The sequence below is a fragment of the Pseudomonas sp. 10-1B genome, assembly GCF_000935045.1.
Taxonomy (GTDB): Bacteria; Pseudomonadota; Gammaproteobacteria; order Pseudomonadales; family Pseudomonadaceae; genus Aquipseudomonas.
Genome location: NZ_JYKS01000003.1, coordinates 39,874 through 66,840 on the forward strand (window position 1 = coordinate 39,874; position 26,967 = coordinate 66,840).

Consider the following 26,967-nt stretch of genomic DNA (forward strand, 5'->3'; position numbering starts at 1 on the left):
CGCAGGGGCCTTGATCCCTGATAACACTCAGCATTCTTGGCGGGATGACGTGGGGCGAGGATCGGAGAACAGCAGAAGAGGTGAGCGACATGGCACTGGTGGGTAGGCGCGGCGGCCGCAATTTCGGCTACGGCAGGCAATTGAGCTATGCAGGGCCGCAGGCACTGAAAGACATGTTCGGCGGTGGCCATTACGGAACGGTCAAAGCGCACTGTGACCGTTGGTTGGCTTTCGTAAAGTGGTGCCGCTCCGAACAAGGGCCCGGTATCAATGATGCGCGGCAGATTGATCGAAGTGTGTTGGTCGACTATGCGGCATATCTGCGCGACGTGGTTAGGCGCGGTGACCTCGCCATCAGCACCGCACAAAATCGGCTATCCAGCGTTAACAGGACCATGGCGGCACTTCGCGGTGATCATTGCGTGAAATTGCCCAGCCCGAGCAAGGCGTTGGGAATGCAGCGCACCGGGGTTCGACACTCAGTGCCGCAGGGCCAAGACCGCAAACAGGTTAAGCAGATCGTCAAAGTGCTTTGCAGCCAAAATCAGCTACGGGCCGCTGCGATCGTTCTGTTGGCGCGAGCCACCGGCATGCGCTTGCGTGAGGCCATTTTGATCCTCGTCTTCATCTCCAGCCCAAAGACCTATAAAGCCGGTGTTTTTGTTCCCGGCCTCAACGCTACCATGGGCAAGTACCTGGACATCCGGCGTGCCTTCGACGGCTTCCACTTCGAGTGCCTGGATATCCGCTACAGCAACACGAACCAGCGGTAGGGCAAGGCGGAGGTTACTGGTGAGTTGGTGATCATGAATTGGCGGTCTGCTGGATTGGGGCAGCTATTCTGAGGTGCTTGGTCAAAAGGAATTGACTCGATGAAGCGAACCCCGGATGAAGTCTATAAGGCAAGCGATCCGTTGATGCCGCAGGCCATTAAGGCGCTTCGTCGGTACCTTGCGGCAAAAGCTGCTGGCCTACTGATCGAAGAATTTGAACGCTTACGCTTGCTGGCAGAGTCGCTCTAGTTTATGCGCTTTACATTGGTCGATGTGAGTATTCTACGTTCATCTAAGAACATTAGCTATGTATGTCGGTGCAGATTACTTAAGCAACGCAACGTATGCATAACGATGCGCTGCTTAAGCGTGTTCTTGTCACGTGCTCAATGGTCAAGCTAAAAGTAATGTGATGCCCTATAAGTTATCCTAAATTGTGCAGCTGTTAATTAGTAGCTTGCCAGCTTTTTTGGATTGCTGTATGCATGAGATTAGCCTGCAAGCAAGAGGTGTAGCTAACGACATTTCTCTCTTTATAATAATGCTGTATGGTGCTGCACCTAATGGTATGTTTGTTGGATTTCCCCAGCTAACAGTGGTCGCTTTGGGTACATAGATGTAGTCTGCAGTTGGGATTTTAAAACCAGCGCCGCCTGTTTGAAGTGCTTTGGCTTGAAGATTTATAATGTTTTTCATTAGGCGCTCAAGGTTTCCTAAGCTAACTTGGAAGGCTTCTGCTAGACGTAAGTCGTTAAAGAGCCTAAATACTTCTCCTGAAGATGAGTCGACATCGTTTCTAACAATGTTTCTTTCGAAAGAAATTTCTTGCGTGGGCGGTGTGCCTGATAATTTTACTTGAACTTGAAAGTCCATTAGCGCTGAGGTAGAAAACATATCTGTTGACTGTTCAATGCGGCACATCTTTGCGCGTGTCTCACAAACTGGAGCTTCTGGTGGCCAAAGCCTTCCACCTCGACATGTTGTTTCTGGCATGCCGCAGGGTAACTCAACAATAGCGCACGCCCGTTTAGTAACCCCAATTTGAAATCTACCAATTGGTGGTAGATACCCAATCATCCCGCTGCTAGGAGCGCCCACACTATTGCTGCATGAATTCGACAGTGATCTGGCAACCTCTGACCCAAGGGCCGAAATACCATCGGATAGCCAATTCCTATAAAAGCCCATTTCCATTGTTTCATACACATTGATAGATGTTCTCTTTACTCCTCTTACGTCTACTGTTGGGCCCGGCTCAAAATGGAAGTGTTCGCTTAGGTAAACGCGGTCTGGGTCTGTATCATCAGCACCTTCTATAGAAATAATGCCGGTAGAAATGGCGCTTAGGTCACATTCTGGAGGTGTTGGTTTTGTTGTGTCAATAAGATCGGTATTGGAAGCTCTATCCGCTAACAGTTGTGGTTTTCTCAAGCTCTCGCTTCCGATAGCTGCGGCAGTGTTGGGTGGGGATCCTCTTGTCGTCGCCATGAGTGAAGTGTGTAGCGTGGCCGCTAAACTAGCAATACAAAGCGTAGATATCATAATTTGTGACATTTAACGAATCCCCATGAATATACAAGCACTTGTTGTCTGATAGTAAACACCTTTGTCCGATGCGGTTGCATCAGTAACAACTCCTCCAAAGTTGGTATGTAGTTCTGGGTCCGCAAAATAAAGTGTAGGGGTTGCAACGCCCGCATTGAAAACCATGCCGCCAACAGATCCAGTACCAATTTTTAGCGCTCTAATGGTCTCCGGGAAGTGCAGAGATAGCTTGGGCTTTGTATCAGACGATTGAAGAAACATTGGGAAGACGCAGTATCGGCCAGTATTGAATAGTTTGTTGTTTGCCGTTTTGATGTCGCTGCGTGCACATGACGCTTTGTCTAGGCCGAATATTTGATATATGTCAGCTGCCTGAAATTCAGGTTTGTCGGCAGGTGCACGTAATTTATCCATAAGCGTGCGTAGCTTTTCTTTGTCAGGGGGGTACCCTACAATTGGGCATCGTAACGTGTCGCCAGAATCGCAAACTTCCTGGCAGTTCAATGCTTCTTGTTCTTTGATGGTTATTTTGGGGATGGAGTTAGTGTGGAATACGATTTTCGCTTGTGGTGCGGGAGTGGAGGAGGGGGAGCCCTCATGACCGTCGGGTGATAGATTACCTTGTGAGGCTTCTGCGGTCCTGGATTGCTGAGTAATTTGAGTTTGTAATAGTGCTAATCTTTGATCGCGCTGAAGCAGCAGGTTTTCTTTGTTTGAATCCAGAGTGGCAATGGCTGACTGTATAGCAGTTGCATAGTTAGGTTCGCGCCATCCGTTGACCATGAAGTCTTTATCGTGACATGAAGAGTTTGGGATTGGTGATTCTTCAAAACCTAAATCAACACCATCTTTATAGTTTGAGCTCGTGATGTTTCCGTTTATGGTGTATTCGCGATGTTCGCGATCTATGCTATTTGGAATGCGCCAGCTAACATCTACGATAAGGCGTTTTTTTGAAGGATTTATTAGCCAGTAATGACGGTTCAAGCTGCATCCATTTGCTTCTTCCCATTGCCAATAAAATGAGGGTGGTGGCGGCGGCGGCAGCGGCGGCGGAGGCGGTGTGCCAACATTTCGGTAGTCTTGGCATACGCAAAACGAGTCTCTGGTCTCATAAGACTTTTCGCAGGGGTCATGGCACGTCAATAATGGCGCATACCCATTGCAACTAATCAAAAAAAACGGCGCAATGAAATAAGTGCACTTCCAATTAACTTCGTTCGCTTTCATTGTTTGCTCCAGCGGGAAAATGCCATTGTATCTAGAAGTGATTTTAGCTATGCGCCCCCTAGTCTAGTTTGGCCTAGAACATTTCCACGCAATAGCCTAGGTTGACTATAGTCCGTGGTTTCCAGTTATCCAGTTGGATTGCATTTGAACGTTTTCTTGTGATTTGGTTAGGGTGCGTATGTGATTCAGTGTCGCTTTAGAGGCAGGGGAGGGTTTTGAATCTGATGAAGGTTCGAAAGATTGGGCGTTCCTGCCTACCAAAGGCTCAAGATGATCAATCGCTTCCTTCAGCTTTTGCTTATTTCGGAAATGAATAGCTATCTCGGCTTTCGTAAGTTTCGGGTATTCAGCTCTCCGCAGCTGGTCATGGGGGAGCTAAACTGGATCGAGCATCAGAGGAGGGGCTGGATGAAAAGAACACTGCAGGGAATGATTGTGGTTGGCGAGCCATTGATGCGACAGGCTCTCGAAGCCATGAGGGCGTACCAAGATGCTGAATCAGCAGGATATCCGGCCGAAGAAGCGGAGTGTCTGAAAAAATTGGCTGAATCGCTTTTTCAGGCCGTCGCGGATTACCAGCTTCGGGCTCTTGGCGGAACTGTTGGTACTCTCCACTAGCTCCTGGTAGCGCGAACAAGGGGTGGAAGCAGTCTATTCCGAAAGCTGATAACCCATAGCGTACGGCGCGATGGGCAGCTACCGACCCGAAACTGCCTCCGTGGAAGACAGAAAACGGCCAAAAGCAGCGTTAAAAGTCGCCGAGAAATTGATAGCTTTTACTCTAAAATTCAAATTTCGCGCCCTCCCACAGAGCAATTAACTTACTTCGTTTACTCCGAAATCCTCCCTCTGCTCTTCGTCCCAGCTAAATTCTATTAAAAAATTTGGACAAACACCGCTTGTTGATGAACAAGCATACCGAAGTCTCGCAACAGCACTGGTCCTGTCATTGTTCAAATTAAAATTAACATCTTTAACAACGCAGGACTGAGGTGGAAAAGTTCGTCCGATATATTCATAATCAATAACTTTGAAGGATAAAGACGATGATACGATTTTGGTGTGCTCGCCAGATTTTAATGTATAGACATGTTCTAAGTAGCCTTCGGCTCTCACATGCAGTACGGGCATTGATACCTCCTCACCCTTTCGGGCCTCAATTAGCGTGCATTAAATCTCGATGAGACTCCATACCAAAGATCTATTTTTTTGGAGCGCATGGCAATTATCGCCATGCGCCTTTTAATCATCCTTTCCACTGCAAAACTAGCAGCATACTCTATCGTAACCCCAATACTGGGAGCCGTCGCTTCTCCAGCAAAGACGGTAACAACGATAGGTAGTACTACATGGATGACAACCATCCAATGGTCTAACTTCTCCACCTTGAACTTGAGATGCTGCATTTTCTCCTGGACCGGTGCAACCGCAAGATTTTGGTCCTGATTTCTGAATCTCCACAGAAAGAAGATCAAAAAGCGAGGCTGCCAAAATTTCCGAGGGTCTTTTTAGCGAAAATTCGAAGAGTGAATATTTTGAATTTGTATCGCCGTCGAGCACTAGAGCCCCCAGAAAGTCAGCCTCATCAATTATAGATATGGGGATGGGCAACCAATTTTCGCCACCATTAGGAGAAAATAACAAAACATCATCAGTAGAGTCTTTCGCTGCACCAATAACTTTACACGACATGGGGACTGTAGTCGTAGCCGTCTCTGACGCCAGAAAATTCCTTATATCATTCGCGCCTATCTTCATACAAACCTCGACTGTGCATTGGTTGAAATTTTAAATTTCTTTTACATCAGCTCAAGGAACGGCACGCATACAACTTTCTGAGTTTTACCAAGGTGTAGCTCAGTTTAAACCAATACGTGCAGATACTTAGTTTACCCTGTGTCAACTGCAAGCGTAGGAGGTTATTTCAAGAAGTTCAATGGCAGATTCGATTCGGCTCCAAATAATTTACAAGCACACCACCAGCGTCATCGACCCACTAACTCGTCGCTAGCAATTATCCACGCATCTTTTATTTCGATTAGTTATGCTCGGTGGAGCACTAAGCGTGCAATCAACCCCATACAATCCGGTCACTTAGGCAGCATGGACGCAGCTCTGCGGGTAGTAGTCGCACATGGGCGGCAGGAAGCTGTCATGAGCGACCGCTATTGGCCCAGGCTGTGTGAAAACCTTCGGCCCGATCCGACTGGTTAGAAAACAGCCAGGATTTCGCGCTTCTACGCGAATTCTGGGTTAGCTGAATAGCCAAGCTTCTACAGATTTCACGTACGCTCGCGCTCTCCAAAGAATCACTTGGGTTTTCACGCAGCCTGGGCCGATTGCGGTCGTCTGTGAATGGCTTCTTCAGGAAATTTTGCCCCCTTCCCTACCTAGTTTCAGGTTTCATTGAAGCTTTTCAAGATCTCTTCTGCAGCAGGACATCATCTCCCAGAGCATCAATCAAAAGGGCCCAGAAATTCCCGATTCGATTCCACAGAAAGCCATAACTAGCTGATTTTTTTATAGATACCCTATGAGGTACGTTAAAAAATCCACCAAATTCCAGTCCAGCGAAAATCGGGACCTCACGGCCTACAACCGTTCGTCTGGTGCCGTATCAAAAAAGTCTCACCGAAAAGTGGTTTTTTTGTTTTCATGTGTCGCAAAACCCCACATCATCCTTGACCCCACCAGGCTCGTGCTTGAACAAAGGCCTCGAAGCCAACACGACCGGTGTAGGTGCAAATGTCATGTGTTGCCTGTTCTGACCCCATCGCCGGCAAGCCAGCTCCCACAGGCACATCGAACGTCGACACCTTGTCGCCAGACGAGTCGGGGCTCACGCTGTCCAACTTCAAGATCACATTCAGACACGCCGGCCCCCGTGCGAATGCCTGATGTATCACACAAGCTCTTCCGCAATACACCCGCCATGCCTATGGTTGCTCCGGCAGCTATGCACAAATTGAGCGGTTTTTTTATGCCTGTCCGGGTTGCCGTCATCTTCAGCCACTTCACGCCCTGACCGATGGCAAGAAGGCCCCGATGCTGATACGGAAGGGGCGAGGCGCACAGGGGTTGCGAACCTAGGTGCGAACAGAGAGGTCACCTCGTGTAGCCGTAGCGCCAGCAGCGTACTCCTCGAATAGCTTCCCCTGACCTCGCCGCGCCTCCTTGTCGGCATACATGAGCTGATCCGCGGCCTTGAGCGCCGCTTGCAGCGAAGTCGCAGAAGGATCGACGCTCGTGATGCCAAAGCTCGCGCCCGGATAATCGAAACGGTATTCGTCAAAGGCGTAGCTACCGATGAGCAGTGGCACCAGCCGCCGACGCATCTCTGCTGCAGCTCTCTCCATCTCGTCCGGATGGGTAGAAGCGGTCAACCCGATCAAGACGAATTCGTCGCCGCCCCAGCGACCCAACTCGTCGCTCGCCCGCAAGCCCCCCTGCAGGCGTCGGCTGGTTTCGATCAGGAACTGGTCCCCGACCTCATGTCCGTAGGTGTCGTTGATCGTCTTGAACTCGTCGAGATCAATGAAGGCCACCAGTACCCCCTGCCCCGTCCGTTTAGCCAAAGCGAAATTCCGCTGCAAGTCGGTCAAGATCGCGCGCCGATTCTTCAAACCAGTCAGGGCGTCGTAGTTCGCCGCATAGCGTTCCTCTTGGCTGCGCATCACCATCTGCCCGGCCACACGACTGGAGAGCATGATCAGGATCAATCCGAGCGCTGCCACGCATGCCGCCGCCCAGTAGCATTGCCGGCGCCTCGGTTCCAGGTGATCGAGCTTTGCCAGCGTCAGCAGCTGATATTGCGCGTCACTCAACGGCTGGCGACGAACCAGATAAGGGTGGCCGTCAACGAGCCATTGATCGGCTTGATCCGCACCGGCCATTACGCGGATATCCATGGGCTCACCCGGCTCCTCGTCGCCATCCACAGCCCTGCGGAAATCTGCTGGGAGCAGTTGCGCCACGTTACGCAGCATGAAAAGTGCGCTGGAAGCAGTCGTCACGCGCCCCTGGCGGTTCACGATCAGGGCAATGTGACGCCCCGTCAGGTAGAGTGCCATGTCCGGTGCATCGAACTTGACCGTGACAGAACCGAGCGGCATGCCATCGGCATCGTCGATGCGGCTGGCTACGAAATAAGATGGGGTTTTGTTCAGGCGGGCGATACCGAACATCTCACCCCTACCTGCGTGCAGCGCATCGATGAGGTAGGCACGGCCCGAATAGATCTGCCCAACGATGCTGAAGGACTCCGCCCAATTGCTGGCCGTTACCGTATCATCCGACAGATTGTTCATATAAATGCGGGCGTAGTGGAGATCGCCGGACAGAGCATCCATGAAATCACCCACCCTTCGAACCAAGGGGTCACTGGTGAATTTCGACGCGCGCTCCTCACGCGTGAGTTCCGCGAAGCCTGGTGGATCGTCGCGATATCGGGTGGCGAGCTGGATCACCTCGTTTTGACGGGCCACCATGTTGGCCACACTGGTCATTTCGGTAAACAGGCGGTCGACGACGCGGCCCGTTATTGTGGCTTCGTATTCAGCGCTGCGAGCCAGGCTGTCGAGTTCTTCCGCCGTAAGACGCTGCGATATCCACCAGCCCAGACTTGCCACAAATGCCAGCCACGCAAGCACAACGCCCAGTGTTACCCGACGCACGATGGAAGGCATGTTCCTGGGTTTTCCCCGCTGCGGCAGCTCGTAGCTCACGCCTCTCTTGCTGGTTGAATGGCGCTCCAAAGCAACTCCTTCTGCGATACAGCAAGGCGCACGATCGGTCTGGAATCATGCATCACAACAACGAGGCTAGTAAAACTGTAAGACATTCGCCTCAGTGCTCTGGTCGCCGTGCTGCTTGCCAGCGCTACATGCGTGGCACTGCCGATTTGCGCGGTTCGGTATCTTGGCTCTTACCCAATAGAAGCGCCATGCCTATGCGGGCTTTTCATGCCTGGTCGCGGTCACAACACCCCATGCATGAAGAACTCGACCGGTACCTTGAAAAACTCAGCAAAGCCCTTTATCTGGGCAACTGTCATCTTCCGCTTGTTATTCAGAATCTCTGAAACCGCGCTCTGCGTCGCTATCGCAGCCAGGTCCTTCTGCTTCACATCCCTGTCCGACAGCAGAAAGGCCAGCGCTTCGGCCTGGCTCGCGAAGGGCACCAATACCGCCACACTTTCGTATTCGTAAACACGGTCCGCCACCATTTCTGCAAAGCGCGCCGCTGCGTGGCCTTCGCTGTCGGCATGCGAGTAGAGCTCATCGATCAAAGCCATCCGTGCCTGCAGTTCTGCATCGTCCTTGATGGGATCATGGCACGCGGCCAGAAGCTGGGCCATGGTTGCCATCTGGGCATTCAGGCCGTCCAGCATGGGTGAAATATTAGCGATGAAGGCATCTAGTCCATTGGCTTCGATTTTATCCCGCTTCATGTTGCCACCTGTCGAATCGGTAGAAGATCGCGCAAGTGCCAGGCTACTACCTGACATCGCTCTTGCACCATTTGTCGTACTCCGCGTGCGACAGAATGGCCTTGATATAGAGGGTGCCCGTTCGCGTGTTGAGCCATGCGATCAGGCGACATTCATTTTTGCCAAGCGCGGTTCTTGTGGGAGCCGGGCTTGCCGGCGATGGGCTGCAAAGCAGCCCCAGCGATTGTAGGTTTGTTGCGCTGTGCTACGCGGTGTACGTCTGGGGCAACGCTAGTGCCAGGGCTCAGGGTTTGAGCCGCAAATGGCCGCAGCCTGAAAGATCGCTTGGGGCCGCCTTGCGGCCCATCGCCGGCAAGCCAGGCTCCCACAGGGAATTATTTTGAGCAAGACGGTTGCTCCCACAGGGAGCCGTATCAGGGCTGACAGGTGTTTGCCACAAAATATGCAGCGCTTGTGAGATCGAGCGCCGCGCGGGCGGCGCTCGATCTCCCACACGCGTCAGCTTGGTCAGAACGCCGTGCTAACCGTCAACGACAGGTTACGCGGGTCGCCATAGATCGCCCCGGCATAGAACCCGTAGCGGGTGTAATAGTGCTTGTCGAACAGGTTGTTGGCGTTGAGGCTGACGCTGGTGTCGTCGGTCAGCTGGTACTTGGCCATGGCATTCCAGATCGCATAACCGGACCAGTTCACATCAGTGGCACCATTGCTCACGCCATTGGTGGGCTGGCCCGCCGGGCTGGAAATGGCGCGGATGTTGCTCTGCGCGGTCACGCCGACACCCAGGGTCAGGCGGTCGAGCGGGCCACTCAGGCGGTAGGTGGTCGAGGCCTTGAACAGGTGCGATGGGTCGCTACGGCCGTCGCTGTCGATACGGCGGAAGTGCAAGTAGGTGTAACCGGCGTACACGTTCCAGTTGGGGGTCAGGGCGCCGGCGATTTCCAGGTCGATACCGTCGGTTTCCTGGCCGGAACCGGCCTTGTAGGCGTCACCACCGGTCGGGGTGGTCAGGTCGCCGTCCAGCACTGCCTTGTTTTCTTGCTTGGTGCGGAAGTACGCCGCCGAAGCGTTCAGGCGACCGTCGAACCATTCACCCTTGATACCCGTCTCGTAGCTTTGCCCACGAATCGGCTCAACCTTGCTGCCGCTGCTGGTCTCGGCCGTTTGCGGGGTGAAGATGTCGGTGTAGCTGGCGTACAGCGAGTAGTTGTCGTTGAGGTCGTACACCGCGCCCAGGTAGGGGGTGACGATGCCGTTCTCTTCCTGGCTGGTACGCGTTCCAGCCACGCTGCGGGTGGTGGTCGAGTAGTTGCTGGTGCGCACGCCGACGATCACCGACAGCGGGTCGGTGATGCTCAGGCGGGTGGCAGCGTACATGCCCTGCAGGCGGGTGGTGGTCTTGCTGTGGCGGCCAGTGCGCGAGGCGATGAGGTCGTAATCGTCATCCACGCCATTGCGCCAGTCGGTCAGCGGGAAGCCGTTGTTGGCGCGGAACTGGCAGCCCAGTGCAGGTGCGCTGGTCATGCCGTCGCCAACCATGGTGCAGGTGTACTCGGGCGACCAGCCGACCGTGCGGCTGTCGTTGTAGCCGAGCATGGCCTGGTGGGTGCGGCCGAACAACTGGAATGGGCCAGACAGGTCGATCTGCGCTGCCTGCTGGGTGGTGTCGCTGGAGCTGTGCAGGCCGTTCAGCACGGCGCCGCCGCCATCCTGGTCCCAGTAGCCGCCATAGCTGCCGCGGCCTGCCGAGTTGACCTTGGCCAGGCCGCGGTGGTTGAGGGCTTCGGTGGCGGCCTGGGAAGCTTTCAGGTCCAGGCTCCAGTCGTTGTCGAAGCGGTGCTCCAGCGAGCCGAACGCGGTGCGGGTGGTGTACTCGCCAAAACTCCAGCTGGGCACCACGTTGGTGCTGCGCGGCAGGTCGGTCTTGCTGCCGTCGCGGTACCAGATCGGGATGTTCGCGCCCCAGCCGCCACCGACCACTTTGTTGTACTCGTACTGGTAGCCGGCACCGAGAGTGGTGGCGTCGTCCAGGTCGAAGGCGAAACTGGCCAGCGCAGCGCGGGAGCGCTCGGACTGGTTGTCGCGGAACGAGTTGGCGTCCTGCTGGGTCATCACCAAGCGCGAGCGCAGGCGGCCGTCTTCGGACAGCGGCAGGTTGAGGTCGGCGCCCAGGCGGCGTTTGTCCCAGCTGCCATAGGTGGCATAGGCACTGCCGCCGAAGGTCTTGGTTGGTGCCTTGCGGATCAGGTTGACGGTGGCCGAGGGGTCGCCGGTGCCACCCAGCAGGCCGTTGGCCCCGCGCACGATGTCGATGCGTTCGTACAGGTCCATGTTCAGCGCGTTGCCGCTGCCGCTGAAGTCGGAAGCGCCCTGGGTCTGCAAGCCATCGATCTTCCAGTTGCTGATCGAGTAACCACGGGCACGGTAATCGGTGCGCCCGCCCACTTCGGCCTTGCTCGCCGTCACGCCCGGGGTGGTTTCCAGCGCTTGTTCGATAGTGTGGATGTCACGGTCATCCATCTGCTGACGGGTGATGCTGGTGACTGATTGCGGCGTCTGCCGTGGCGTCAGGGCCAGGCCGGTGGAGCTGCGGGTGCTTTCGACCGTGTAACCCAGCTGGCCGGCCTCGTCGGCGGGCAGCAGCGCGCTGTCTTCGATCTGCGTGGCGTCCAGCTCCAGAGGTTTGCTGTCTACAGCCATCGCACCACCACTGATGGCCATGGCTACGAAAAAGGCGAGGGGTTTTAGGCGGCTACCGCCTTGGCTGATGGGGGTGAAGGTATTCGGGGTGCTCTTTGGATTCATTTGGGAAGGCTTCGCATTTGCAGATGATTTTTTGTTAGGATTCTAAGGATCGGCCCTCCGGGCTCCAGACCCGACATGTACGGGGATGTAATTGATCGTAACGAGCGCCTTTGGCCCTCACCTGACTGGTGTTTCTGCGCATGAGCACAACCCTGCTGGTTGTCGATGACGACGACGAGATCCGCGAACTTCTCTGTGATTACCTGACAGATGCCGGCTATACCGTGCTGGCAGCTGCCGACGGCGAGCAGATGCGCGAACAGTTGGCCCGGCACAAAGTGGAGCTGGTGGTGCTCGACCTGATGCTGCCTGGCGAAGATGGCCTCAGCCTGTGCCGCCAGCTGCAAGCCACGCAGGGCCTGGGGGTGATCATGCTGTCGGCCAAGGGCAGCACGCTGGACCGCATCATTGGCCTGGAAGTGGGCGCCGACGACTACCTGGCCAAGCCCTTCGAGCCACGCGAACTGATCGCCCGGATCAAAGCCGTGCTGCGCCGCCCGCAACGCCTGGAAACACCCGCCGAGGAACCTGCAGTAGTGGATGCCCAGTCGTTCGCTGGTTTTCGCCTGGAGCACGTGAAGCGCCTGCTCACCCGCCCGGATGGCGAGACCCTGACCCTGCCCCGCTCCGACTACCGTGTGCTGCGCGAATTGCTGGAAGCCAATAACCGGGTGGTGTCCCGCGATCAGCTGACCCGCAGTGCGTTCGGCCGCGACCACCTGCCCGACGACCGTTCGGTGGACATGTGCATCAGCCGCCTGCGCCAGCACCTGCGCCGCGCCCCGACGGGTGCCGCGCAAATCCTCACCATCCGCAACGAAGGCTACCTGCTGAGCATCGCCAACCACCAGGCCAATGCCTGAGATGCGCTGGCTTCGCCGGCTGTGGCCGCGCACCTTGTTTGGCCAACTGCTGCTGATCATGGTCAGCGGCACGCTGGTGATCCAGTTGCTGTCGAGCAGCATCTGGTTCGATGTGCGTTTCGCCCAGGTGCTCGAGGCGCCCGTCCGGCTGATCGCTGCACGCAGCGCAGCGCTGATTGCCAAGGCCGACTGCCACGCCGCCCCGCTGCAGGCGCCAGCCCACTACCAGCTGCGCTGCGCCGAAACCCTGCCCGCGCCCGAGCATGACGAACGCCGGGGGCGCAGGCGCATCGAGCTGTTGCTGCACCAGGCCCTCGAGTACGAGTTGGGGCATGCCCAGGATGTGCGCCTGATAAAAGTGCAACTGACCGACGAGCTGGGCCAGCCGATCGTCTGGCGCAGCTTGTTCGGCCTGCGTACGGCGCAGGCACACATCCAGTTCGCGGTGCCGTTGGCCGACGGCCACTGGCTGACCATCGATGGCCAGGAACTGCAAGGCTGGAGCGGCGAGTCGGCCTGGGTGCTGATCAGTGATTACCTGCTGCGGGTATATGCCCTGCGCATCGTCGCCGTGCTGCTGGTGTGCCTGATTGCCGTGCGCCTTTGCCTACGCCCGTTGCGGCGCTTGGCCGATGCCGCGCGTGGCCTGGGCGGCAACCTGGAGCAGCCACCGTTGGCGCTGGATGGCCCAGAGGAAGTGCGCCAGGCAGCACAGGCTTTCAACGCCATGCAGCAGCGCCTGATCGCGATGGTCAACGACAAGGCCTACTTCCTGGCCGCCGTGTCCCACGACCTGCGCACCCCGCTGACGCGCATGCGCTTGCGCCTGGAGCGCCTGCCGGATGACGAGCACCGGCAGCGCCTGCGGCAGAACATCACGCAGATGGACGACATGATCGGCCAGGTGCTCGATTACCTGCGCGCGGGGGAGCAGCAGAATCTGCAGCAGGTGGACCTGGACCGGCTGGTGGCACGCCAATGCGTGGACCTGGCCACCGCCGAAGAACCACTGCCGGTGCATGGCCAGGCAGGCAGCCTGCGGGTCGATGCCTTGCTGTTGCAACGCTGCCTGCAGAACCTGCTGGTCAATGCACTGCGTTATGCCAAGCAGGTTTCGGTGACGCTGGAACGGGCTGGCATGGCGGTGTTCATCCATATCGACGACCGCGGGCCAGGGATTGCGCCAGGCCTGCTGGCAACCGTCACCGACCCGTTCGTGCGCGGCGAAGGGTCGCGTAACCAGGCGTCCGGGGGGTATGGATTGGGGCTGAGCATTGCCCAGCGGATTGCCGCCAGCCATGGGGGTGAGCTGCTGCTGTCGAACCGCGAGGGCGGCGGATTGCGGGTGAGCATCTTGCTACCTCACTAACGCGGTCTTTCGTGGGAGCGGCCTTGTGTCGCGAAAGGGCTGCGCAGCAGCCCCGGCGATCTTCGCCATGGCTCCGAATTCTGGGGCTGCTGCGCAGCCCTTTCGCGACACAAGGCCGCTCCCACAAAGGTAGATGTGCCGGCCAGGGAAAGCAGCGCAACCCACAATCAGGTAACAGTCTTTTACCGATTACCCAGGTTTTCCACTCCCCGCCTTTGCCTATCCTATGCCCGGTCATCCTGCCTGCGATGGACCCATGAAACACTCTCTACCCAGCCGCTACGCCTGCCTCGCCCTCTGCCTGCTGTTCACCTTCGCCAGCCTGCCATTGCTGACCCAACATGCCTGGCTCTGGCCATTGACCCTGCTCACCGCACTGCTCAGCCTGGTCGGCCTCAACGACTTGCGCCAAAGCCATCACGCTGTACGCCGCAACTATCCGATCCTGGGCAATATCCGTTACCTGATCGAAACCATCCGCCCGGAAATCCGCCAGTACCTGATCGAGGGCGACGACGACAAGCTGCCGTTCTCCCGCTCGCAACGCTCGTTGGTCTACGCCCGCGCCAAGAACGAAAGTGCCGAAAAAGCCTTCGGCACCCTCAACGATGCCTACAAGCCCGGCTTCGAATTCATCAGCCACTCCATGCTGCCGGTGGCCACGCCAGACCCAGCCTCGTTCCGCATCGCCATTGGCGGGCCGCAATGTCGCCTGCCCTACTCGGCCTCGATCTTCAATATTTCGGCCATGAGCTTCGGCGCCCTCAGCGCCAACGCCATCGCCGCGCTCAACCGTGGTGCACGCATGGGCCGTTTTGCCCATGACACCGGCGAAGGCAGCATCAGCCCTTACCACCGCGAACATGGCGGCGACCTGATCTGGGAGATTGGCAGTGGCTATTTCGGCTGCCGTACCGAGGACGGCCGGTTCGACCCGCAGCGCTTCGCCGAGCAGGCCCGCTCGCCGCAAGTGAAGATGATCGAGATCAAGCTCAGCCAGGGCGCCAAGCCCGGCCACGGCGGCATCCTGCCGGGGCACAAGGTCAGCCCGGAAATCGCCGAGACCCGTGGTGTGCGCGTGGGCGAAGACTGCATCTCCCCGGCAGCGCACAGTGCCTTTCGCACCCCGGTCGAGTTGCTGCAATTCGTTGCCAGCCTGCGTGAGCTGTCGGGCGGCAAACCGGTGGGTTTCAAGTTCTGCCTGGGCCACCCGTGGGAGTTCATGGGCATCGCCAAGGCCATGCTGGCCACCGGCATCACCCCGGACTTCATCGTCGTCGATGGCAAGGAGGGCGGTACCGGCGCAGCGCCACGCGAGTTCAGCGACAACATGGGTGTACCCATGCGCGAAGGCCTGATGTTCGTGCACAACACCTTGGTCGGCCTGAACCTGCGTTCCAGCATTCGTATTGGCGCAGCAGGCAAGATCGTCAGCGCCTTCGACATTGCCAGCGTACTGGCCATCGGTGCCGACTGGGTCAACTCGGCACGCGGCTTCATGTTCGCCATTGGCTGCATTCAGTCGCAGAGCTGCCACACCAACAAGTGCCCGACCGGCGTGGCCACCCAGGACCCGCTGCGCCAGCGCGCCCTGGTGGTGCCGGACAAGGCCGAACGGGTGGCCAGCTTCCACCGCAACACGCTGCACGCACTGGCCGAGATGCTGGCGGCAGCGGGCCTGGAGCACCCTTCGGAGCTCAAGCCCAAGCACCTGGCGCGGCGTATCAGTCCTAGCGAGATTGGCTTGTTTTCGGATTTGCACACGTTCCTCAAGCCGGGCGAATTGCTCGGTGGCTCGATTGAAAGCGAGTTTTATGCGCGGATGTGGCGGATGGCGCGTAGTGACAGTTTTGCGCCGGAGACTGAGGTTGCACCTGTAAAGGCGGCAATACCCCGAAAAGAAGTGGAACTTGCATAGGGCCTCATCGCCGGCAAGCCAGCTCCCACAGGTACAGCAAAAGGCCTGAGACCTGCATACATCCTGTGGGAGCGGCCTTGCGTCGCGATGGGCTGCAAAGCAGCCCCCCTAGGCCTTCAGATCAGGATCAGAAGATGCTGATCGGGTACTCGACGAATACGCGGACTTCGTTGCCGTCGTCGTTGTAACCGTTCTGCTGCACGGCGTTGTTGGTACGCACGAACGAGCTACGCAGCTTGATCGACAGGTCCTTGGCTGGGCCGTCCTGCACCACGTAACGGACCTGGTTGAAGATCTCGCGCTCTTTGCCTTCGCCGAAGCCCTGCGGGTTGGCGTTGTTGCGGGTGTTGATGTTGTCACCCACCACGTAGGCCAGCTTGTAGGTCAGGCCCGGAATGCCGTAGGCACCGAAGTCCAGGCCATAACCCAGCTGCCAGGAACGCTCGTCTTCGGCGTTGAAGTCAGACCAGTACGAGTTGGCCAGGTAGATGGTCGAACCACCATCACCCACGCCACCTTGGTTCTGGTACCAGCCGTAGTTGTAACCGGTGCTGCCAGTGCTGCGCTGGTGAGCGATGGTGAACGAGTGCGCACCGTACGCGTAGGTAGCAGCCAGGCTCCAGATGGTGTTGGAGTCGCCGTTCAGGCCTGCAGCCTTGACGTACTTGTTGTTGATGTCCGACTTGTAGCCGTTGAAGTCCAGAGTCAGGGACTGATCGCTGGCGATCGGGAAGACGTAGTTCAGACCCAGGTAGTGCTTGCGCATCACGTCTTCGTTGTCCGCGGTGTACAGCGAACCGGTGAAGTTGTCGGTGAACTTGTAGCTACCGCCGAGCACGTTGATCGACTTCAGGCCACCACCGTCACGACGCTCGGCGCTCTTGCGCGCTTCCTGGGTGAAGCGGCCGGCGTTCAGCTCCAGGCCCTGGATCTCTTTGGAGGTGATCAGGGTACCGGTGAAGCTTTCTGGCAGCAGGCGCGCGTCGTCGTACTGCAGCACAGGCAGTGCCGGCATCTGGTCACCGTACTTGAGCACGGTGTTGGAGATGCGGAATTTCACTGCAGCGCCACCACGAGCCAGGTTGTGTGGCGAACTGGCGTTGCCTTCGGCATTTTTGGTGTCGTGCGGTTTGAAGAAGTCGACACCGGCACCACCGTTGTGGCCCTTGCCGCCGTCAAGGCGCACGGCGTACAGGCCGAATGCGTCGACGCCGACGCCGACGGTACCCTGGGTGAAGCCGGAGGAGAAGTTGGCGATGACGCCCTGGCCCCATTCGATCTGGTCGTCAGTACCGTGCTTCTTGTCACGGTTGATATAGGCGTTGCGCAGAAGGACGTTGGCGTGGCTGTCCTCGATGAAGCCCTTGCTGTCGGCCTGGTCATTGGCCTGTGCCTGGGTCGCGGCGATCATCGCCAGGGCGACCAGGCTGATCCTGGTTTTCAACATGTTGTTTTCCTTATTTCTTAATCAAAAACGCTCTGCAATATGACGCCAGGAACCAACGCCCCTTCGTAGGTTCGACGCTATGCGGATCCAGACTGGAAGGCCTGCCGGTAAGCACCCGGCGACCTTTGACAGCCGCATGGCCAGGTCATGGCCAGCAGGCGTTGGCCGAATCCTAGCCGTGTGCGATTACAAATGTCAAAAAGTCGTGAAATGCAGGTTGATATAACCAAAATCACCGACGGCTCTGGTGCATTTCCATGCCTGTTGGCGCTATCAGAGGGCAATTTATCTTGCGCGGGAAATGCCCTTTTGATCGAACGGACAATTTTCCTGGGGAGGATTACCGCGAAACCCGCTGCGCATGATGACGTTACAAATAGACACATATGTAAAGACAAGCCTTTACAAATACCCGAGCAATAGCAAATAGCAAGCATTACCATTCGCACCTCTTTTTTCACTTGCCCGGTCCGGATGTGCCCATGCTTGTACCCTGCCGCCTTTCACCCCTTACGCTTGGCCTGTCGCTGCTGTTCAGCGCCGGCCTGGCCAGCGCCGCCACCACCACCCTGCCAGAACTGTCGGTTACCGCCGACAGCGAGCGCGAGAAGGACAACCCACGGGTCAAGGAGGTGAGCACCGCAACCCGCACCTCGACGCCGGTACGTTATGTGCCCCAGGCCATCGACACGGTGAAGACTGCCAACGTGCTGGATTACGGCAGCAACACCCTGGGCAAGGCGCTGGAAGGCATTCCCAACGTCAGCAGCGGCGCCGACACCCGCTTCGACAGCGTGCGCATCCGCGGCTTCGATGCCAGCAACGACTTCTATCTGGACGGTATTCGCGATGACAGCCAGTACGTTCGCGACCTGCATAACATCGAACGGGTCGAGGTGCTCAAGGGGCCGGCGGCGGTGCTGTATGGCCGTGGCAGCCAGGGCGGTATCGTCAACCGAGTCAGCAAGGCGCCGGAAGCCGGCCGCCGTTCGACCGTCGAAGCACAAGCCGGCAGCGAAGACCTGCGCAGCCTGTATGCCGACCTCAGTGCCGACCCCAGCGACACCGTGAGCCTGCGCCTGAACATGGGTAACCAGGACAACAACAGCTTCCGCGACGGTATCGACGGCAGCCGCCAACTGTTCGCGCCGTCGATCAGCTGGCAGATCAACCCCGACCTGAACTGGCTGGTGCAATACGAATACAGCCGCTACAACCGCACCCCCGACCGTGGTATCCCCGGGGTCAACGGCCGCCCGGCAGACGTCAGCCGCAGCACCACCTACGGCGACACTCAGCGCGACTATATCGACGACCGCGCCCAGTCACTGCGTTCGCGCCTGAACTACCAGCTCAACGAAACCTGGCAACTGCGCCATACCCTGGGCCTGTTCAAGCTCGACAGCGAGTTCGACAACACCTACCTCACAGGCTACAACGCCAGCACCAACACCGTGACACGCCAGCGCTGGCAGCAGGACCTGAACACCCGCAACCTGTTCAACAACCTGGAAGCCGAGGGTGACTTCAACACCTTGGGCCTGGAGCACAAGCTGCTGGTGGGTGTGGAGTTCGGCAACCAGCGGCGTGACCCGAAGCTGTACACCGCCGCGCCGATTTCTGCTGGTGGCCAGCCGGTGCCGGGCCTCGACCTTGACAATCCCGACCGCAGCCAGCAGCACAATGGCCGTATGATCGTGTCGAGCAACAACCACACCGTGGTCGACAGCCGCGGCCTCTACCTGCAGGACCAGATCCGCCTGAATGATCAGTGGCAGATCCTGGCCGGCGTACGCTTCGACCAGTTCGAAGTGGATACCACCAACAAATTGCGCAACCTGTCTGAAAAGCAGGACAGCAACGGCACCAGCCCGCGTCTGGGCGTGGTCTACACACCGTGGCGTGATCATTCGTTCTACGCCTCGTGGAGCAAGACCTTCTCGCCGGTTGGCGGCGGCCTGATCGGCATCACCCCGGGCGCGGCCGGCAACGCCAACGAAACCAAGCCGGAAGAGACTCGGCAGAAAGAAATCGGGGTGAAGAGCGACTGGCTCGACCAGCGCCTGACCACCACCCTCGCCATCTACGAGCTGGAGCTGTACAACCGCCGCACCCGCGACCCGAACGACCCGACCATCACCTTGCTCACTGGCCTGCAACGTTCGCGTGGCATCGAGCTGACCGCCACTGGCAACATCGTCGGCAACTGGTACGTGCGCGGTGGTATCGGCCTGCAGGATGCGACCATCGTCAAGGACAACAACGGCCAGGAAGGCAACCGCATCAGTGACGTGGCCAAGCGCAACGGCAGCCTGTTCGTGACCTGGAAACCGGAGCTGGGCTGGTACGCCGAAACCGGCCTGACCCTGGTGGGTGAGCGTTATGCGGACACCCAGAACACCACGGTGTTGCCGGGGTATGGCCGCTGGGATGCGCTGGCGGGGTACCGTACGCATGACTGGGATGTGCGGGCAGCGTTGAGCAACATTGCCGACAAGACCTACTACAGTTCGGCGACCAGCGCGGCGCAGATTCAACCGGGTGACCCGCGCAGCCTGGTGGTGACAGGCACTTACAGCTTCTGATCTTCATTGCCTGAGCCGGCCTCTTCGCGGGCACGCCCGCTCCCACAGGGAAATGCACATTCCTGACAGTTTGCATGGTCTCTGTGGGAGCGGGCGTGCCCGCGAAGGGGCCGCTACAGGTAGAACCGATTCGATCAGTGCCACACAGCCATCAGCGCCTGCATCTCTGCTTCGCTGATCAGCCCTTGGGGGTATCGCCCGGCAAGCAGACGTCGTGGGTCGGTCGTCCTGACCCTGTTGCTTCCATGGTGTTTCAACCACTTCGCCAGAACCCTGAGCGATTGGCGATTCACTGCCGATGGGCGCAATGCCGACTCACTTGCTGCGTTCATTTCTACACGTACTCCCTGGCCCGTGAGCGGCTAATTTACGTAAGTATTGTTACAGATCGGAGAGCGCAGCCAGGCCGCGCTATCTACCTGAAAAACAATACAAAACATATGCCATCATCAGTCGCCGGACATCGCCCGAAAAAAAAGGCCCGTCATCTGACGGGCCTTTTCATTCACGGCAATCTCAACGCTTGACCGGCGCCGGCTGCTGCTGGGTCAGGCAGTGGATGTTGCCACCGCCCAGCAACAACTCGCGGCCCGGGATCATCACCACCTCATGGTCGGGGAAGATCTTCGCCAGGATCGCTCTGGCCTCGGCATCTGCCGGGTCGTCGAAGCTTGGTGCAATGATGCCGCCATTGACGATCAGGAAGTTCACGTACGAGCCAGCCAGGCGCACCGACGGGTCACGCTCCTGGCTGCCAGCCACCTGATCGACACCGTCACACTCTTCGGCAGTGGCGAACAGCGGGCCCGGGATCGGCATCTTGTGCACGATGAACTCACGGCCCTTGGCATCGCGGGTGTTTTTCAACACCTCCATGGCCGCCTGGCAGCGCGCATAGTTGGGGTCGTTGGAATCATCGGTCCAGGCCAGTAACACTTCACCCGGGCGCACGTAACAGCAGAAGTTGTCGACGTGGCCATCGGTTTCGTCGTTGTACAGGCCATCCGGCAGCCAGACCACGGTGTCGACCGCCAGGTGGTCGCGCAGTACCGTTTCGATCTGCTCGCGGTTCAGGTGCGGGTTGCGGTTACGATTGAGCAGGCATTCTTCGGTGGTGATCACGGTGCCTTCGCCGTCCACATGGATCGAACCGCCTTCGAGCACGAAGCCTTCGGTGTGGTAGCGTTGGCAGCGCTCCATTTCCAGGACCTTGGCCGCCAGTTCCTCGTCGCGGTTCCATGGCGCGTACAGGCCGCCCTCGAAACCGCCCCAGGCATTGAAGCCCCAATCCACGCCGCGCACTTCGCCTTGGTCGTTGATGACGAAGGTCGGGCCGGTGTCGCGCACCCAGGCGTCGTCATTGCTGATTTCGACCACACGAATGTTCGGCTGGTCGAGTTGGCGCCGAGCGTTTTCGTACTGGCCTGCGGAGACGGCGACGGTCACCGGCTCGAAACGGGCAATGGCCTTGGCCAGGGTCACATGGGCAGCCTGCGCCGGCTTGCCGCCCAGGCGCCAGTTGTCCGGGCGCTCCGGCCAGACCATCCACACCTGGGTTTGCGGGGCCCACTCGGCGGGCATGTGGAAACCATCGGTACGGGGAGTGGAGCTGAGGGTTTTCATGATTGACCTCTGTGATGGCCCTGAGCCGGAGTATGCTGGGGCGTTTGTGAATTTATAACCGATATATATCGATATTTGAAGCCCGAAAATCGGGATTCCGTCAGGTTATTCGCGCCATAAAATCGATAACAATCGGCATGACCCTACCTTATAGGGTCGCTAAAACGGTTTGACATCTACAATGGCCAGCCCGTGTGCATTCAGTTACAGATTTGGACAGAAAAACCTGGCGAGACCGGCTAGGGTCATTACTTGAGCAATGAGCCAGCAAAATGCCATGAACATCATTCCTACCGCGATCCCTGAAGTACTGATCATCGAGCCGAAGGTTTTCGGTGACAGCCGTGGTTTTTTCCTCGAGGCATTCAACGCGCGTGAGTTCGCGCAGCGCACCGGCGTGAAGGCCGAGTTCGTCCAGGACAACCACTCGCGCTCCATCAAAGGTGTACTGCGTGGGCTGCACTACCAGGTGGAAAACACCCAGGGCAAGCTGGTGCGCGTGGTGCAGGGCGAGATCCGCGATATCGCCGTGGATGTGCGCAAAAGCTCGCCGACGTTCGGCCAATGGGTCGCAGTACACCTGTCGGCCGAAAACCATCGTCAGCTATGGATCCCACCCGGCTTCGCGCATGGCTTTGCGGTGATGAGCGAATCGGCCGAGTTTCTCTATAAGACCACCGACTACTACAACCCAGGCGCCGACCGCTGCATCCGCTGGGACGACTCCCAGTTGGCCATCGACTGGGGGCTGAAACAGCCACCGGTGTTGTCGGAAAAGGACAAGGTCGGCCTGCCACTGGCTGAGGCGGAACTGCTGCCCTAACTAGCGCATAATTGCGTCAGACTTTTCTGGCGCATTTACGTGATGATTGCAAAACCCACGCCCCCACGCCGTCCCCGCTGGCGTAGCCTGGCCCTGGTGGCCCTGTGCCTGGTCCCGCTACTGTGGCCCCTGCATCACCTGGCCGAACGTTACTATCAGGAAGAGCTGGCCTCGCAGAACCGCCAGACCCTCGACCTTTACGTCGCCAACCTGCTCGGCACCTTGCACCGCTACGAGACCTTGCCGCAGATCCTCGGCGACCTGCCGGCGCTGCGCGGCGTGCTGGCCGACCCGTTGCGCCTGGAAGCGGTGACCAACGCCAACCGCCTGCTCAAGGACATCGTCCAGCAGACCGGTGCCGAGGTGATGTACCTGATGGATATCAGCGGCAACACCCTGGCCGCGTCCAACTGGGACAAGCAAGACAGCTTCGTCGGCCGCAACTTCGCCTTCCGCCCTTACTTCAACGAAGCCATGGCCGGCCGCCTGGGGCGCTTCTTCGGCCTGGGCACCACCTCGGGCAAGCGCGGCTATTTCTTCGCCGGCCCCGTGCATGACCAGGAGCGCATCGTCGGCGTGCTGGTGGTCAAGGTCGACCTGGACCACACCGAAACCCTCTGGGGACGCACCCCCGAGCAGTTGTTGGTGACGGACCACAATGGCGTGGTAATCCTGACCTCGCGGCCCGACTGGCGTTTCCGTGCCACCCGTGCGCTGACCGAGGCCGAGCGCCAGGCCATCATCGCTATCCAGCCCTACCCGACCCAGGCCCCGCAGCCCTTGGCGCTCAACCCCGATGCCTGGCTGACCCAGACCCGCGACATCGAGGAAACCGGCTGGCAAGTCAGCATCCTCGCCCCGCGCATGCTGGTCGACCGCTCGGTGCAGACGGTGATGGCCATCGGCGCCGGTGCCCTGCTGGTGCTGATGCTGCTGGCCGGCCTGGTGATGCAGCGACGCCGCCACTACATCGACCGCATCGACTTCGAAGCCCGTGGCCGCCAGGAGCTGGAAAAACGCGTGGCCGAACGTACCGCCGACCTCGAAGGCCTGAATACCCGCCTCAAGCGCGCCGTGCTGGAGCGCGAAAACGCCCAGCAGGAAGCGGTGCGCGCCCAGGACGAACTGGTGCAGGCCGGCAAGCTGTCGGTGCTTGGCACCATGTCGGCCAGCATCAGCCACGAACTCAACCAGCCGCTGGCGGCTATCCGCAGCTACGCGGAAAACGCCGAGATCCTGCTCGACCACCAGCGCACCGAAGACGCCCGCGGCAACCTCAAGCTCATCGGCGAGCTGACCGGGCGCATGGCCTCGATCATCGCCCACTTGCGCGCCTTCGCCCGCCGTGACCGGCATGCCCCGGAGAGCGTGGCGCTGCAGCCGGCCCTGGACGATGCCCTGGCGCTGCTGGCCAAGCGCCGCCGGGCCATGGCCGTGGAACTGATCCGCGACCTGCCGGAAGCCACCCTGTGGGTACAGGCCGGCGAAACCCGCCTGCGCCAGGTACTCGGCAACCTGCTGGCCAATGCCCTCGATGCCCTGACCGAAAAGGCCAACCCGCGCCGTCTGTGGCTAAGTGCCGAGCAGCGCGATGACTGCGTCTACCTGTACATCCGCGACAATGGCCCCGGTTTCAGCCGCCAGGCCCTGGAGCACGCCAAGGAACCGTTCTTCACCACCAAGACCCGCACCCAAGGCCTGGGCCTGGGGCTGGCTATCTGCGAAAGCCTGATGCGCGCCCTGGGCGGTGAACTGCTGCTGGCCAACCACCCGGAAGGTGGCGCACTGCTGACCCTGCAACTGCGTGTGGCCGCGCCTGGCGCTACTTTGCCCAATTCGGAGGACTCCTCGGCATGACCCCCGAGACACTGATCGACAGCCAAGCCCAGGTCATCCTGGTCGACGATGACCCGCACCTGCGCCAGGCCCTGAGCCAGACACTGGACCTGGCCGGGCTCAAGGTAGTCGCCCTGGCCGATGCCCAAGGCCTGGCCGAACGCATCGAGGCCGACTGGCCCGGCGTGGTGGTCAGCGACATCCGCATGCCGGGCATCGATGGCCTGCAACTGCTGGAACAACTGCACGGCCGCGACCGCGAGTTGCCGGTGCTGCTGATCACCGGCCACGGCGATGTGCCGCTGGCGGTGCAGGCCATGCGCGCCGGGGCCTATGACTTCCTGGAAAAACCCTTTGCCAGCGACGCCCTGCTCGACAGCGTGCGCCGCGCCCTGGCCCTGCGCCGCCTGGTGCTGGACAACCGCAGCCTGCGCCTGGCCCTGAGCGACCGCCAGCAACTGGCCACCCGCCTGGTGGGCCAGTCGCCAGCCATGCTGCGCCTGCGCGAACAGATCGGCGCACTGGCCAGCACCCGCGCCGACGTGCTTATCCTGGGTGAGACAGGCGCCGGCAAAGAGGTGGTGGCCCGCGCCCTGCACGACCTGTCCAGCCGCCGCGACGGGCCGTTCGTGGCGATCAATGCCGGCGCGCTGGCTGAGTCGGTGGTCGAAAGCGAGCTGTTCGGCCATGAGCCAGGGGCGTTCACCGGAGCGCAGAAGCGTCGTATCGGCAAGTTCGAGTTCGCCAATGGCGGCACGCTGTTCCTCGACGAGATCGAGAGCATGAGCTTGGATGTACAGGTAAAACTGCTGCGCATGCTGCAGGAGCGGGTAGTCGAGCGCCTAGGCGGCAACCAGCTGATCCCGCTGGACATCCGCATCATTGCCGCGACCAAGGAAGACCTGCGCCAGTCCGCCGACCAGGGGCGCTTCCGCGCCGACCTGTATTACCGCCTGAACGTGGCGCCATTGCGCATTCCAGCACTGCGCGAACGCGGCGATGACATCCTGGTGCTGTTCCAGCACTTCGCCGACGCCGCCAGCCAGCGCCACGGCCTGCCGCCGCACACCCTGCAGCCGGCGCAGCGCGCCATGCTGCTGCGCCACGACTGGCCAGGCAACGTACGCGAGCTGCAAAACGCTGCCGAGCGTTTCGCCCTTGGGCTGGAACTGGCCCTGGACGGCCAGTCGCCACCTGCAGCTGCGCCTTCGGCGCCGGTACTGAGCGGCAACCTCAGCGAACAGGTCGAGCAGTTCGAACGCTCGCTGATCGCCGCCGAACTGGCCCAGCCACACAGCTCCATGCGCAGTCTGGCCGAAGCGCTGGGCATCCCCCGCAAGACCCTGCACGACAAGTTGCGCAAGCATGGCTTGAGTTTTGACGGCGGTAGCGGCGGGCATGACGATCAAGAGGACAACCGTTGATGAGCACCGATAGCCAATACCTGCAGTGCGTACTGCACAGCGACATCCCCCTGACCCGCGAAATGGGCCTGGAAGTGATCGATTGGCAGCAGCACACCCTGCGCCTGCAACTGCCGCTGGCGGCCAACGTCAACCACAAGAGCACCATGTTCGGCGGCAGCCTGTACTGCGCTGCGGTGCTGGCAGGTTGGGGCTGGCTGCACCTGCGCCTGCGCGAACTGGGGATCGATGACGGGCATATCGTCGTTCAGGAGGGGCAAATCAGTTACCCGCTGCCGGTTACCGGGGCGGCGGTGGCGCGTTGCGCGGCGCCGGACGAGAAAACCTGGGCGCGGTTCCTGAACATGTACCAGCGCCGCGGAAGGGCGCGGTTGACGCTGGAGACCACGGTGAGCAATGCCGATAGCGACGAGCCGGCCGTGACCTTTAGCGGCCAGTACGTTCTGCATCGCTAGGGCTAAAGCCTAATGCCAGTCAGTTAGTGACAAAGGGGCTGCTACGCAGCCCATCGCCGGCAAGCCAGCTCCCACAGGGACCGCGCAGAATTCAGGAATTGCGCGAACCTGTGGGAGCAACTGTCTTGTATTGCCTGAACTGGCCTCATCGCCGGCAAGCCAGCTCCCACAGGGACCGCGCAGAATTCAGGAATTGCGTGAACCTGGACTGCCCCCAAAAAGTTGGACAGTTTAAGCTGCCGCCTGGGTCCTGTATTCGACAGGGCTCAGGCCATTGAGCCTCAGCTTGATGCGGTCATGGTTGTAGTAGTGAATGTACTCATCCAGGCCTGCTTTCAGTTCATCAATACTCTCGAAGCGCTTGAGGTAGAAAAACTCTGACTTGAGCGTGCCGAAGAAGCTTTCCATAGCTGCATTGTCCAGACAATTACCTTTACGAGACATGCTCTGTTTCACGCCATGATTGCGGAGCGTGTGGCGAAACTGAGCCTGCTGCCCTGCCATCCCTGGTCGGTGTGGAGCACTAGCTTGGGCTTCTCTCCCAAGGTCTTGAGCGCCTTGTCGAGCATGTTACCAACCAGGCTGTACTGGGGACGAGTAGCCATCTCGTAGGCGATGATTTCCCCGTTGTACAAATCCATTACTGGCGAAAGATAGAGCTTCTGTTGCGCTACCTTGAACTCCGTTACGTCACTCACCCATTTCTGATTAGGACGCTGGGCGACGAAATTTCGCTCCAGCAGATTCGTCGCTATCTTGCCAACAGCACCTCGGTAGGACTGATATTTCTTGGGCCGCACCAGTGATTTCAGACCCAAGGTA

Annotated in this window: 20 protein-coding genes and 3 pseudogenes; 12 read left to right on the forward strand and 11 right to left on the reverse strand. The window is 58.9% G+C overall.

Annotated features, from left to right (window positions below; all coding sequences use genetic code 11):
• Positions 1-89: 89 nt before the first annotated feature.
• The 3 genes and pseudogenes from TZ03_RS01915 to TZ03_RS31180 all read left to right on the forward strand — a co-directional run.
• Positions 90-614, forward strand: a pseudogene (locus TZ03_RS01915) (integrase); the annotation flags it as partial.
• A gap of 84 nt (positions 615-698) precedes the next feature.
• Positions 699-845 (forward strand): annotated as a pseudogene (locus TZ03_RS29605) (DNA adenine methylase); the annotation flags it as partial.
• A 27-nt stretch (positions 846-872) separates the two neighbouring features.
• Positions 873-1,022, forward strand: a complete 150-nt coding sequence (locus TZ03_RS31180) for a hypothetical protein (protein ID WP_177328418.1) — start codon at positions 873-875, stop codon at positions 1,020-1,022.
• A gap of 180 nt (positions 1,023-1,202) precedes the next feature.
• Here the strand turns inward: TZ03_RS31180 and TZ03_RS29610 are convergent, their stop codons facing one another.
• Both TZ03_RS29610 and TZ03_RS29615 read right to left on the reverse strand, forming a co-directional pair.
• A complete protein-coding gene (locus TZ03_RS29610; protein ID WP_152645353.1) occupies positions 1,203-2,204 on the reverse strand; it encodes a hypothetical protein in 1,002 nt (333 codons plus the stop codon).
• Positions 2,205-2,327: 123 nt separating this feature from the next.
• Positions 2,328-3,548 (reverse strand): hypothetical protein, encoded by a 1,221-nt coding sequence (locus TZ03_RS29615; RefSeq protein ID WP_152645354.1) that lies wholly within the window; start codon positions 3,546-3,548, stop codon positions 2,328-2,330.
• Between the two features lie 270 nt (positions 3,549-3,818).
• Here TZ03_RS29615 and TZ03_RS31855 point away from each other — a divergent pair, with 270 nt between their 5' ends.
• Entirely contained in the window at positions 3,819-4,166 is a 348-nt protein-coding gene (locus TZ03_RS31855; protein WP_414860294.1) for a hypothetical protein, read from the forward strand.
• 198 nt (positions 4,167-4,364) lie between these two features.
• Here the strand turns inward: TZ03_RS31855 and TZ03_RS29620 are convergent, their stop codons facing one another.
• The 5 genes from TZ03_RS29620 to TZ03_RS01940 all read right to left on the reverse strand — a co-directional run bounded on the left by TZ03_RS29620 (position 4,365) and on the right by TZ03_RS01940 (position 11,802).
• The gene (locus TZ03_RS29620; RefSeq protein WP_152645355.1) at positions 4,365-4,679 is read right to left on the reverse strand and encodes a hypothetical protein; all 315 of its coding nucleotides are present in this window, start codon (positions 4,677-4,679) and stop codon (positions 4,365-4,367) included.
• Positions 4,680-6,634: 1,955 nt separating this feature from the next.
• Complete coding sequence (locus TZ03_RS01930; protein ID WP_051095481.1) at positions 6,635-8,302, reverse strand: GGDEF domain-containing protein; 1,668 nt, start codon at positions 8,300-8,302, stop codon at positions 6,635-6,637.
• A 221-nt stretch (positions 8,303-8,523) separates the two neighbouring features.
• Entirely contained in the window at positions 8,524-8,997 is a 474-nt protein-coding gene (locus TZ03_RS01935) for a helix-turn-helix domain-containing protein (RefSeq protein WP_051095482.1), read from the reverse strand.
• 46 nt (positions 8,998-9,043) lie between these two features.
• The gene (locus TZ03_RS31790) at positions 9,044-9,217 is read right to left on the reverse strand and encodes a type II toxin-antitoxin system HigB family toxin (protein ID WP_177328422.1); all 174 of its coding nucleotides are present in this window, start codon (positions 9,215-9,217) and stop codon (positions 9,044-9,046) included.
• A 287-nt stretch (positions 9,218-9,504) separates the two neighbouring features.
• Entirely contained in the window at positions 9,505-11,802 is a 2,298-nt protein-coding gene (locus TZ03_RS01940; RefSeq protein ID WP_051095483.1) for a TonB-dependent siderophore receptor, read from the reverse strand.
• Positions 11,803-11,942: 140 nt separating this feature from the next.
• Here TZ03_RS01940 and TZ03_RS01945 point away from each other — a divergent pair, with 140 nt between their 5' ends.
• The 3 genes from TZ03_RS01945 (at position 11,943) to TZ03_RS01955 (ending at position 15,952) form a co-directional block, all read left to right on the forward strand.
• Entirely contained in the window at positions 11,943-12,665 is a 723-nt protein-coding gene (locus TZ03_RS01945) for a response regulator (protein WP_051095484.1), read from the forward strand.
• A 1-nt stretch (position 12,666) separates the two neighbouring features.
• Positions 12,667-14,034: an ATP-binding protein gene (locus TZ03_RS01950; protein WP_051095485.1), complete on the forward strand. Its 1,368-nt coding sequence runs from the start codon at positions 12,667-12,669 to the stop codon at positions 14,032-14,034.
• A 256-nt stretch (positions 14,035-14,290) separates the two neighbouring features.
• Complete coding sequence (locus tag TZ03_RS01955) at positions 14,291-15,952, forward strand: FMN-binding glutamate synthase family protein (RefSeq protein ID WP_051095486.1); 1,662 nt, start codon at positions 14,291-14,293, stop codon at positions 15,950-15,952.
• Between the two features lie 127 nt (positions 15,953-16,079).
• Here the strand turns inward: TZ03_RS01955 and TZ03_RS01960 are convergent, their stop codons facing one another.
• The gene (locus tag TZ03_RS01960; RefSeq protein ID WP_051095487.1) at positions 16,080-17,399 is read right to left on the reverse strand and encodes an OprD family porin; all 1,320 of its coding nucleotides are present in this window, start codon (positions 17,397-17,399) and stop codon (positions 16,080-16,082) included.
• Positions 17,400-17,881: 482 nt separating this feature from the next.
• Here TZ03_RS01960 and TZ03_RS01965 point away from each other — a divergent pair, with 482 nt between their 5' ends.
• On the forward strand, positions 17,882-19,984 hold the full coding sequence (locus tag TZ03_RS01965; protein WP_051095488.1) for a TonB-dependent receptor: 2,103 nt from the start codon (positions 17,882-17,884) through the stop codon (positions 19,982-19,984).
• 134 nt (positions 19,985-20,118) lie between these two features.
• On the opposite strand, the gene TZ03_RS31395 is transcribed toward TZ03_RS01965, so the two are convergent.
• Together TZ03_RS31395 and aguA are read right to left on the reverse strand one after the other, a co-directional pair.
• Positions 20,119-20,316 carry a hypothetical protein gene (locus TZ03_RS31395; RefSeq protein WP_082056517.1) on the reverse strand — a complete coding sequence of 66 codons (198 nt, stop codon included), beginning with the start codon at positions 20,314-20,316 and terminating at the stop codon, positions 20,119-20,121.
• A gap of 184 nt (positions 20,317-20,500) precedes the next feature.
• Entirely contained in the window at positions 20,501-21,607 is a 1,107-nt protein-coding gene (gene aguA, locus TZ03_RS01970; protein WP_051095489.1) for an agmatine deiminase, read from the reverse strand.
• 277 nt (positions 21,608-21,884) lie between these two features.
• On the opposite strand from aguA, the gene rfbC reads away from it, so the two are divergent.
• Genes rfbC through TZ03_RS01990 form a run of 4 tightly spaced genes read left to right on the forward strand, consistent with a single transcriptional unit; the run spans position 21,885 to position 26,145 of the window.
• On the forward strand, positions 21,885-22,430 hold the full coding sequence (gene rfbC / locus TZ03_RS01975) for a dTDP-4-dehydrorhamnose 3,5-epimerase (protein ID WP_051095496.1): 546 nt from the start codon (positions 21,885-21,887) through the stop codon (positions 22,428-22,430).
• Positions 22,431-22,472: 42 nt separating this feature from the next.
• A complete protein-coding gene (locus TZ03_RS01980) occupies positions 22,473-24,287 on the forward strand; it encodes a sensor histidine kinase (protein WP_051095490.1) in 1,815 nt (604 codons plus the stop codon).
• Positions 24,284-25,690: a sigma-54-dependent transcriptional regulator gene (locus TZ03_RS01985; protein ID WP_051095491.1), complete on the forward strand. Its 1,407-nt coding sequence runs from the start codon at positions 24,284-24,286 to the stop codon at positions 25,688-25,690. Before TZ03_RS01980 ends, TZ03_RS01985 begins: the two co-directional genes overlap by 4 nt.
• Positions 25,690-26,145, forward strand: coding sequence for a YiiD C-terminal domain-containing protein (locus TZ03_RS01990; protein WP_051095492.1), 456 nt, complete (start codon positions 25,690-25,692; stop codon positions 26,143-26,145). The genes TZ03_RS01985 and TZ03_RS01990 overlap by 1 nt, the downstream gene beginning before the upstream one ends.
• A 231-nt stretch (positions 26,146-26,376) precedes the next feature.
• Here TZ03_RS01990 and TZ03_RS01995 read toward each other — a convergent pair.
• Positions 26,377-26,967 (reverse strand): annotated as a pseudogene (locus tag TZ03_RS01995) (IS3 family transposase); the annotation flags it as partial.